The 9294-nt window shown below is 60.5% G+C and carries 8 protein-coding genes; 7 read left to right on the top strand and 1 reads right to left on the bottom strand.

Annotated elements, in window-relative coordinates:
* The first annotated feature begins 397 nt into the window (after nucleotides 1–397).
* Nucleotides 398–970, top strand: a complete 573-nt coding sequence (gene hpf / locus NW857_RS09455; RefSeq protein WP_414335493.1) for a ribosome hibernation-promoting factor, HPF/YfiA family — start codon at nucleotides 398–400, stop codon at nucleotides 968–970.
* A 12-nt stretch (nucleotides 971–982) separates the two neighbouring features.
* Nucleotides 983–1711: an urease accessory protein UreF gene (locus NW857_RS09450; RefSeq protein WP_414335491.1), complete on the top strand. Its 729-nt coding sequence runs from the start codon at nucleotides 983–985 to the stop codon at nucleotides 1709–1711.
* A 55-nt stretch (nucleotides 1712–1766) separates the two neighbouring features.
* On the opposite strand, the gene NW857_RS09445 is transcribed toward NW857_RS09450, so the two are convergent.
* Entirely contained in the window at nucleotides 1767–2792 is a 1026-nt protein-coding gene (locus NW857_RS09445) for a D-alanyl-D-alanine carboxypeptidase (protein ID WP_414335490.1), read from the bottom strand.
* A gap of 422 nt (nucleotides 2793–3214) precedes the next feature.
* Here NW857_RS09445 and NW857_RS09440 point away from each other — a divergent pair, with 422 nt between their 5' ends.
* The 5 genes from NW857_RS09440 (at nucleotide 3215) to NW857_RS09420 (ending at nucleotide 9121) form a co-directional block, all read left to right on the top strand.
* Nucleotides 3215–3667, top strand: a complete 453-nt coding sequence (locus NW857_RS09440) for a hypothetical protein (protein ID WP_414335488.1) — start codon at nucleotides 3215–3217, stop codon at nucleotides 3665–3667.
* A 66-nt stretch (nucleotides 3668–3733) separates the two neighbouring features.
* Nucleotides 3734–4651, top strand: a complete 918-nt coding sequence (locus tag NW857_RS09435; RefSeq protein WP_414335486.1) for a CoB--CoM heterodisulfide reductase iron-sulfur subunit B family protein — start codon at nucleotides 3734–3736, stop codon at nucleotides 4649–4651.
* Nucleotides 4652–4799: 148 nt separating this feature from the next.
* Nucleotides 4800–6278, top strand: coding sequence for a hypothetical protein (locus NW857_RS09430; RefSeq protein WP_414335484.1), 1479 nt, complete (start codon nucleotides 4800–4802; stop codon nucleotides 6276–6278).
* A 246-nt stretch (nucleotides 6279–6524) separates the two neighbouring features.
* Nucleotides 6525–7511, top strand: coding sequence for a pentapeptide repeat-containing protein (locus NW857_RS09425; protein WP_414368777.1), 987 nt, complete (start codon nucleotides 6525–6527; stop codon nucleotides 7509–7511).
* Between the two features lie 98 nt (nucleotides 7512–7609).
* Complete coding sequence (locus tag NW857_RS09420) at nucleotides 7610–9121, top strand: sensor histidine kinase (protein WP_414336157.1); 1512 nt, start codon at nucleotides 7610–7612, stop codon at nucleotides 9119–9121.
* The last annotated feature ends 173 nt before the right edge of the window (nucleotides 9122–9294 follow it).

Here is a 9294-nt window from a genome sequence, read left to right as displayed (position 1 = left end):
TCTCCGATCCGCAGAGTCGAATTCAAGTGTTAGCAAAAGAAAGTATTTCAAGTTTCGCCGGCAAGATTGCTCTCTCCAGCCCTTTGCTTCATACCTTCTCCACCTAACTTAACTTAGGGTTCTGAATTCTAGGGATCCCTCTTTGCCCGAGCAATCGCACTGGTGTGCGAGCCATCAAGAGTTAAGACAGCCTAAATTTATTCTTAACTCCTGGTCGGGAACCCGAGGGGAGGTGTTAACTTAGACTTAACCCAAGAGGTTAGTGCCGCTTGCATGGCCCCTTTTCGCAAGTTGCCGGGCCGCGATCATGCCTGAGGTGGGGGCTGTTTTCTAGGGATCCTTTGCGAGGGTAAGGCGCTAACTTTAGGCGTAAACCGATACAACTGGGAGAGTCTCCATGACTAAGCTTGTGATCCAAGGGAAGAACGTCGAGATTACCGACGCCATCCGCAGCTACGTTCAAGAAAAAATTGAGCGTGCTGTCAGCCATTTTGCCCAGATCACCAGTGAGGTTGATGTCAATCTATCGGTAGCCCGCAACCCCCGTATCAGTGCCAGCCAATCTGCCGAAGTGACCGTCTACGCCAATGGCACCGTTATCCGGGCGGAAGAAAGCAGCGAAAATCTCTATGCCAGCATCGATCGTGTGGCCGACAAGCTGGCCCGCAAGCTGCGCAAATACAAAGAACGCAATGGCGTGCACCGCACCCGCCACGCCCCCAAAACCTCTTGGGCGGTGTCCCAGCAGCCTGTTACCGATCCGCTTAATACCGAACGGCAGCCGGAGTTGCCGGCTGAGGTGGTGCGCACCAAATACTTCGCCATGCCTCCCATGTCAGTTCAAGAAGCGCTGCACCAGTTGGAGCTGGTGGATCACGACTTCTATGTTTTCCGCAATATCGAAAACGGCGAGATCAACGTCATCTACGTCCGCAACCACGGCGGCTACGGCCTGATCCGCCCCCGCTAAAGCTTCGTGAAGATGCGCGGCGAACCTTTCTCCCAACTTGCTTCGCGGGGATCGAGCAACGCTTTCTATCTTTTGCTGCAGCTTACCGATTCTGCCCTGCCGATTGGTGGTTATTGCCACTCGTGGGGTTTGGAAACGGCGGTTCAGGCGGGTCAACTTCGGGATCGGGTCGGGGTGCAGCAGTATCTGCTGGGGGTTTTGCACATGAGCTTGGCCCCCATTGAGGGCAGAGCCTGTGCCCTGGCCCACCGTTTGGCGCAAGCGGGATCCCCGTCGGGAGTAGAGAAGCTGCAGCGGCAATTGCAAGCCACCCGTTGGGCGGCGGAGCCGCGGCAAGCCAGCTTGGATCTGGGGAAGCGTTTGACTCAACTGGCAGAACGCACCTGGGGAATCTCCGTCCCCCAAGCAGTGGGGGAGCCGTGGCATCATCCCTTGGCCTTCGGCTGGATCTGTGCTCAGGCAGGCATTGGGCTGGAAGATACCCTACGGGCCTTTTTGTTTGCCTCCCTCACCGGGTGGGTCTCGGCGGCGGTGCGCTTGGTGCCTTTGGGGCATAGCGAGGGGCAAAGTCTGCTGGCCCAATTGTATGAGCCGATTGAGACCGTGGTGCAGCAGGAGATCCTGCCGGTTGTCCGGCGGGATCCTGCTCTCAATTGGCCTGCCCTGAGCAGCTTCGCCCCCCTCAACGAGCGCGATTGCCAAGCCCACCAGCAGCTCTATTCCCGCCTTTTTCAGTCCTGAACGCTGCCCCCCTCTCCCTCTGGGAGAGGGGCTGGGGGTGAGGGCGGGGCACAGTTCAGCGGAGAGGCTCCCCAACGGCCAGCACCTGCTGCAGGAACTGATCCTGTTGCCGGCGCAAAACGCCCAGATCGGGACTGTGGTTGAGCAAGATGAAGTTGTGGCCATTGGGCAACTGCCCCATCAGCATCAGCCGCTCCGCAGCGGATCCCACCTGGGCAGTCGTACCTGGGGGCAAGGTGCGCGCCCTCAGGGTGCTGTGGCCGATGCCTGCTCTGGGCAGGATCCGAGTCGGATCCCCATCTGTGAGATCCAGCAGGTGTTCCCAGAGATGAGCTAGGGCGCGAGGGGAGAGGTACAGTGCTTGCCCTCCTTCTCCAAGGCGGATGTCTTGCTCAGCAGGGGCCATTTGGGGATCCAGGCGGGCAATGGGCTGAGCCACCAATCGCTGCCGCAGGTACTCCAGCAGGGCCGTTTTGCCCCCCAGCTCCGCCAACAGGGCTTCTGCCATGGCCCGGTCGTTGCTGCCGTTGAGGAGTTGCAGCAGGGATCCCAGGCGCAGCGAGGTGTAGACGGCCAGGCAATGGGCATCTGCAGGCCAATCCCTCAGGAGCGACACAGAGCCGCCAATGGCAACCGGATGGGGCTGTTGGGTACCGCTGAGAAGCTCTGCCAGACGCCGGGCGCCGGCCACAGGATCGGGCTGGCCCAGCAAACGGAAGGGGGGCACCACCTTCACATCCCCGTCGATCTGGCGAATCCCAAGGCTGTGTAAGTGACGGGCCAGCTCGGCCACATTTGCCTCTGTGAAATAGGGATCCCCGCTGCCCACGAGGATCAAATCTCCCGTCAGGCGGTGGCCTGACCGATGGCCTGTGGTGTAGAACCGGGTTTCAAAGCGATGCTCGTAGCCCCAAGTCTCCAGAGCCATCAAGCTGATGGCCAACTGATCCAAGGCCCCCACCGGCAAAGGCCGATCCAGCAGGTGCTCCGCCAACAGCTCCCCCTGCGGCGTCCACAGCAGGATCCCCTGTTGTGAGAGCGCTCCCCCTTGGGCCGCCAATCCCTGCAAAAAGCCAGACAAGACCCCCGCATAGGGAGAATCTTTCCACCCCGGCGATTGTGCGCGGGGCCACCAGGGGGGAAGGCCCGGAGTCCCACTGGGGGAAGGCAGGGGTGGTGGTGGGGTGGGGATGGGGGGAAAAGGATTCTGAGCCGATGTGGGCAACTCGGCACCTATGCGGTTGCTCCAGCAGGCCCCCAAAGCCAAAGCACCAACCAACGGGATCCCTGCCCGGAGGAGATGACAATGGGGGCGCAACCCCTGTGGGATAAGCGGCATGATGACCTCACCCAAGACACTTGCAAAAGACGACGGGCTGGCAAGACTTGACGCTACTCTAGTGCCATCCGAACCGCCTTGGCAAATCTTCGTTGCAGCCTAGATATCTTTAGTACTAAGAAATGTTAAGCTAAAAGCCTGGATCCCGAACCGAGGTGAGGCCCATGGAACCCCTTTACGCTGGCGGCAACTTCTCCAGTTCTTTTGTTAATCCCCCCATTTACTCCGCCATTGCCCTGCTTAGCTTTTTTGCTCTTATCTTCGGCATCATTTTCAAAGATAAGCTGGAATACCAGGTAGCCCTTTGGCAGCTCAACCGAGATAGCCAGGCAACAATTCGCTACCGGACTCCTGGGGTGATCCTCACCTACGGTCTCTGCTGTTTGTTTACCCTTGGTTTTGTGGTGGCGTGTTTGAACGTCTTTGGCCTGTCTCTGACTCTGGCCAGTTGGGTGGGTGGAATCCTGGTGCTGAGTACGGCAGGCTTGGTGTGGTGGCAGTTGGGATCCCTACTGGCCCTGTTGGCTATGGGGGGCTCCCAGGCCATTGATATCGACTCTTACGGGGCAGAGGCTGCTTGGGATGCCAAGACAGCAGCGCCCCCTGAAGGGGAATAGGCGCTAGCCTCTGTTCACCAGAGCCCCCATCTCAATCGCAAACCCAGTGCTCTTTCGCTTCTTCTCATGACTGCGGCCCTCCCTTCATCCTGGCGCTACGCCTACTACCCCGGCTGTGTGGCCCAGGGGGCTTGTCGCGAGCTGTACGACTCTACCAACCGGATCGCGCGGCATTTGGGCATCGAACTGGTGGAGCTGGAGGCAGCTTCCTGCTGTGGTTCCGGCACCTTCAAGGAAGAATCGGAGCTGCTGGAAGATACGGTGAATGCCCGCAACCTGGCTTTGGCAGAGGCATTGGGGTTGCCGATGCTCACCCACTGCAGCACTTGCCAGGGGGTGTTGGGCCGCGTGAATGAAAAGTTGAAAGCTGCGAAAACCGCGGATCCTGAGTACTTTCACCGGGTGCAAACCCTGTGCCAGCAAGGAAGCTGTGAGAGCTGCTACGAAGGCACCGGCGATGTGCGCCATTTGCTGTGGGTGCTGGTTCATGACTACGGCCTGGAGCGATTGGCCCGACAGGTGAAACGGCCTCTGTGGGGGCTGCGCTGCGCCGCCTTCTACGGGTGTTATCTGTTGCGGGCCTACGATATCTCCCGCTTTGACGTGGCGCGGGATCCCCGTTTGCTGGAAGATCTCTTCGAGCATTTGGGGGCCACCCCTGTTTGGTATCGCGGGCGCACCCAGTGTTGCGGTTGGCCCCTTTCCAGCTATGCCCCGCAGCAGTCTTTCTCGATGGCAGGCCGGCACCTCCTCGAAGCAATCGAGGCGGGAGCCGATTGTTTGGTGACTCCTTGTCCCCTGTGTCACCTCAATTTGGACTCGCGCCAGCCGGAGGTGGAGCAGGTGATCGGGCGCAAGCTGGGGATCCCGATCCTGCATGTGCCGCAATTGGTGGGCCTGGCCCTGGGGATCCCGGCGGAAAACCTGGGATTGAACCGCCATGTGGTGCAGGCGGAAAGGGTCTTGCAAAAACTAGGCCGCTAAACTCCAGGGGGGATCCCTGGGCAAACATCAGGTGGGTTCTGCCTGGGAAGGATATGCTATTCTGCCCAGCAAGATACCCAGCCCTGTTCAAAAACCGCAAAGACCCTCGTAAGCTTAGATTCGGCATACTCCTGCTTGGCAGCTCCCTATGGTAGTCTCGGATCCCCTGGGCCTTGTCGTGCAAGAAGTGCAGCGGGGCGGGTACGCAGACCGAGTCAAAAAGCTGGTTTACTTTGCCTGCACCAGCACCTGGGAAGGCGATGTCGGCAAGTTGAGCCAAATAGACCTGAAGGCACTCCTGGAGCAGCTCTGCCGTGAGCACGCAACCCTTGATGCTCTGGGCCAGCGCTTTCGAGATGCCATCAGCCGCATCAACAAAAAAGCCGAGTATGCCCGCATCGCCAAGATGCTGCTGAGCAAGCTGGAGCCTTTGTATCAACAGCCGCAAGCAGATCCATCGGTTTGGGCTCAGCCCTCGCCTGTCTTGTCTTTGAAGTACGGGGGTTTGCAACTGCAAAAGCAAGACTACGATCCCTTCGAGTTGCGGGCAGGGGTGATGCGGCAAGCCAGCCCTTTGCGGGTCAAGCTGGTTCTGTTCACGGCTTTGTACCACAAAGTAGAGCCCACTCTGCAGGGGTTGGCGGCCCTACGGCGCTACAGCCTGGATGAGCTGCTCACAGCCCTTTATAGGGCCTGCAATTCCCCCCAAGAGCTGGAAACTCGGCTGAAGGAGGCGGTGCAACAGTCGCAGGAGCCTGATCAGGATGGCCAAGCCGCCAATGCCGTGCTGCAGATGCTGAAGCCTCTTTACGTTTCTGTGCCCCCAGAAACCGCCGCTGGTGGAGGGTTAGCTGCCGAGCCCGCCTCTGTCGCTCTCGATTGGCTCGATACAGAAGATGCTGTTGGCGCCCCCATGACTTGGGTCGAGGATGGGGAGGATCCCTCTATAGGGTCTCCGGCTTTTACAGCTCTGGCAACATCGCCCAACCCCTCTTCTGACCTCCGACAGGCGATCCCAGAGTCCTGCCGCCAACTGCTCCATCGCAGCGCCGGATCCCTGATGGTGGCCATCGAGAACACCCTGAGCGAGTTGGGCAATGCTCTGGACGAAGGACTACAGGATGAGGATCCCGCCCAATATCTGACGCTCAAACACCAGGTGCTGCGCGGCTTCTTGAGGGATGTCGAGGGATCCGCCGCAATGTTCAGGGGGATTTTGAAAAAGCTGGAGCAATCGGAGTGGCGCCTGGTGCAGCCCCTTCGCGGCGGCGGTGGAGAACACGCTCTGCCGGAAGTGCCTGGCGAGCTGGTGGATCCCTATGCTTCCCTGAGACAGGTGTTGGCCAGCAGCGAGCTAACTCGGCAAAAGCCGCAGCTAGAGCAGGAGGTGATGCGTCTGGTGCGGCGCAGCGTCAGCTCGGTTAAAGCGGCTATCGAACAGGCCCTGAGCGAGTTGGGCCAGGCGTTGGATGAGCAGTTCCCAACCTGTAGCCTGGAAGAAGCCTTGGTTCTCAAGTACCAGGCGTTGCGCGCCTTTTTGCAGGAAGTGGAGGAGATCTCTACGAAATTTGCTGCTCTGTTGGAACGTATGGAAGAGGCAGAGCGCCGTCTGTTCGGACTGGTTTGAGAGCCAACCCCCTGTTTGGGGATCCCGTCTAGCACTCATAGCCATCGCCTTCGAATTCCATACGCTGTCGCCAACGCGCCGCTCTAACTCCCCTCTCCCTTTGGGAGAGGGGCTGGGGGTGAGGGCTGGGAGAGGGGCTGGGGTGAGGGCGGCGCAGAGCGGTAGGGAAACGTCGTGATTTTCTTCTAGAATGGCCACCAGTTAGATCCCCCCTCACTGCTTCATCTGAGCTCCCCCTCTCTACCTATGGATGCCAAGGAGCTGCTCCGCCTCTACCGGGCAGGACGCACTAACTTTGCGGGCGAAAACCTAGCCGCCCTGGATCTAAGCCGGGCCGATTTAATCGGGGTGGATCTCTCGCAAGCCAACCTGCGCAGTGCCAATTTGATTTTTGCTTTTTTGGGGCGGGCCAAGCTGCAGAAGGCCAACCTTGTTGGGGCTAACCTCGGTGGGGCCAACCTCAGCCAGGCGGACTTGAGCGAGGCGGATCTCAGAGATGCTCAGTTGCACGGCGCCACTTTGCAGGGGGCAGATTTGCATGGGGCCAACCTGACCCTGGCCCTGCTGCTGGATGCCAATCTGCTGGATGCGGATCTGCGCTGGGCTAACCTCACCAGCGCCAACTTGGGGGGGGCTTGTCTGCGGGGGGCCAACTTGCGACTCGATAGTCGTCGGGGAGCGGTGTTGCGCAACGCCAATCTCAGCCGCGCCGACCTGAGCGGAGCCAACCTGGCGGGAGCGGATTTGACGCGGGCCGACCTGAGCGGGGCCAATCTCAAAGAGGCCAGCCTGCTCAGGGCCAACTTGCAAGGGGCCAATCTGCAGCAGGCCTGTTTGCAGGGAGCCATCCTGAGCGAGACCGACCTGAGGGGGGCTGCCTTTACAGGAGCAAACCTGCAAGGAGTGCAGATGATGCGGGCCAATTTGAAGGAGGCGATACTGCGCCAGGTGAATCTGACAGAAGCCAACTTGAGTGAGGCAGATCTGGCCGGGGCCGATTTTTCCGCCAGTTGCCTGCGCTCGGCCAAGCTGGCGCGGACGGATCTCAGTCGGGCCAATCTGGCCGGGGCCGATTTGAGGCATGCCAACCTGGTGGACGCCTACTTGGGGCGCACCAACCTGGAAAACGCCGATCTCGGCGACGCGATCCTGACCCGAGCCGATCTAAGCACGGCTAACCTCAGCGGTGCCAATTTGCGCGGGGCAACCCTGCCGGATGGACGGATTGGGTGAGCAAGGCGGGGATCCGCCCTGGAGCAGGTGAGGTTTTCCGCTGTCCTGGGAGCACCACAACCGCTAGCCTACAGGGGAAGGGTGGGACAAAGGGATCTGTGAACAGCCGCCGATTTCTGTCCTTGATGGAAGCCTTGTGGGCTGCTCTGCCTTTGCCGGAATGGTTGCCGGGGGCGGGGGAGCGCTCGTGGCAGCAGACGGTGGCAGCCCTGCTCCAGCTATGGCAAGAGGTGGGACGGTTTGGCGTGGTGATCGGTGGGCCGGTGTCTTGGTGGCCCCCCTGGGTGGTGCGGGATCCGCTGCCCCAGCTGCCGCTGCCCATCGACGCCCCAGAACCCAACCTGAAGCTGCAAGAGCCGGCCCGCGAAGCCCCCTGGCTGTTTACCCCCGATCTGTCGCCGGAGTCGATCCTGACCCCTGGCCAGACGGTGATCCCTCTCCTGCCGCGGGATCCCTTGGTGGAGGAGCCTTTTTTGCTGGTGCTCACCCCTGTTTTTTCGGCGGTGGCCGCCCAAGGGTATCACCCCCACACGCGGCAAAGAGGCATGATGGTGTCTTTTGAGCCGGAGGTGGTGCATCGGGCTTGGCAAAGCCTGGAGCAGCGGGTTCAACAGGGCAGGCCGGATCAGCTTGCTGCTTGGCGAGAGTTGGCCATCCACTATCCACTGATGCAGCCGCATGTGCGGGTGCTGGCCCGCTTCAGCAGCCTTCTTTTGTTAGGGAACTTGGCCGAATCGGGCTCCTCGCCCGCTTGCCTGCCCCCTGCCAGAGCTGAGGTGGAGAACTCCCCTGCGCCCCCAACCCGGCCAGAAGACACCAAGAAGGGGCGGCTCTCGGCAGCTTCCTCTCCCCCTTCCCCCACAGATTCCTCTCCCCAGAGCCAGTCCTCTGGTCAACAGAGCAGCCTTTCGGAGGCAGAACTGTTGCGGGCTCTCATTCACGAGATCCAGACCCCCCTTAGCACCATCCGCACCTTGGTCAGTCTCATTCTGAAGCGGCGCGACCTGCCGCCACGGGTACGGGAATACGTAGAGAAAATCGATCGCGAATGTACCGAGCAGATCAACCGCTTCGGGCTGTTCTTCCAGGCCACGGAAACGGTGATGCCCGCTGCCACTCCCGGCGAAGGGCGTCGGCTCCAGCTAGAGCCCATTGCGTTGGTGGACTTGGTGCGGCAAAACCTACCTCGCTGGCAGGAGCAGGTGAAACGACGGGGATCCCAACTGGAGCTGCAGATCCCCGACGAGCTGCCGGATGTGGTCAGCGATCCCAAGGCGCTGGAAGCGGTGCTGTTCGGCATGGTGGATCGCATTGCCCGCAGCACACCGGCCGGCAGCCACATTCGCGCCCAGCTGGTCAGCGCTGGCGAGCTGGTCAAACTCCAGTTTCAGGTCAACACACCTGAGGCCAGCAACGCCGCTGCCGACTCAGAGCCCAAATCTCCCCAAGCCATTGGGCAGTTGTTGGTCGTGCAGCCGGATACGGGTGCAGTGAGCCTCAGCCTTCCCGTCACCCAAACCTTGTTCCGCGCCTTGGGGGGCTACCTCACCGTGCGCCACCGCGCCCACCGGGGGGAAATTCTCAACATCTACCTGCCCCGCCAGCTATGAGCCACCGATCCCGCTCTCATCCCGATATCCTTATGGCGGATCGCAGGGGAGATGGGGCTAGGATCGATCTGCCAGCGCCGGGAGAGTCTAGAGATTGGATCCATGCCGAGAGCCAGAAAAGTTGCCGAACACCATCCAGAGCCAGAGCCTGCCTGTGGAGCTGGGGATCCCAG

Source organism: Synechococcus sp. H55.9, from assembly GCF_047462355.1.
Classification (GTDB): domain Bacteria; phylum Cyanobacteriota; class Cyanobacteriia; order Thermostichales; family Thermostichaceae; genus Thermostichus.
This window is presented reverse-complemented; position numbering and strand designations above follow the sequence as displayed.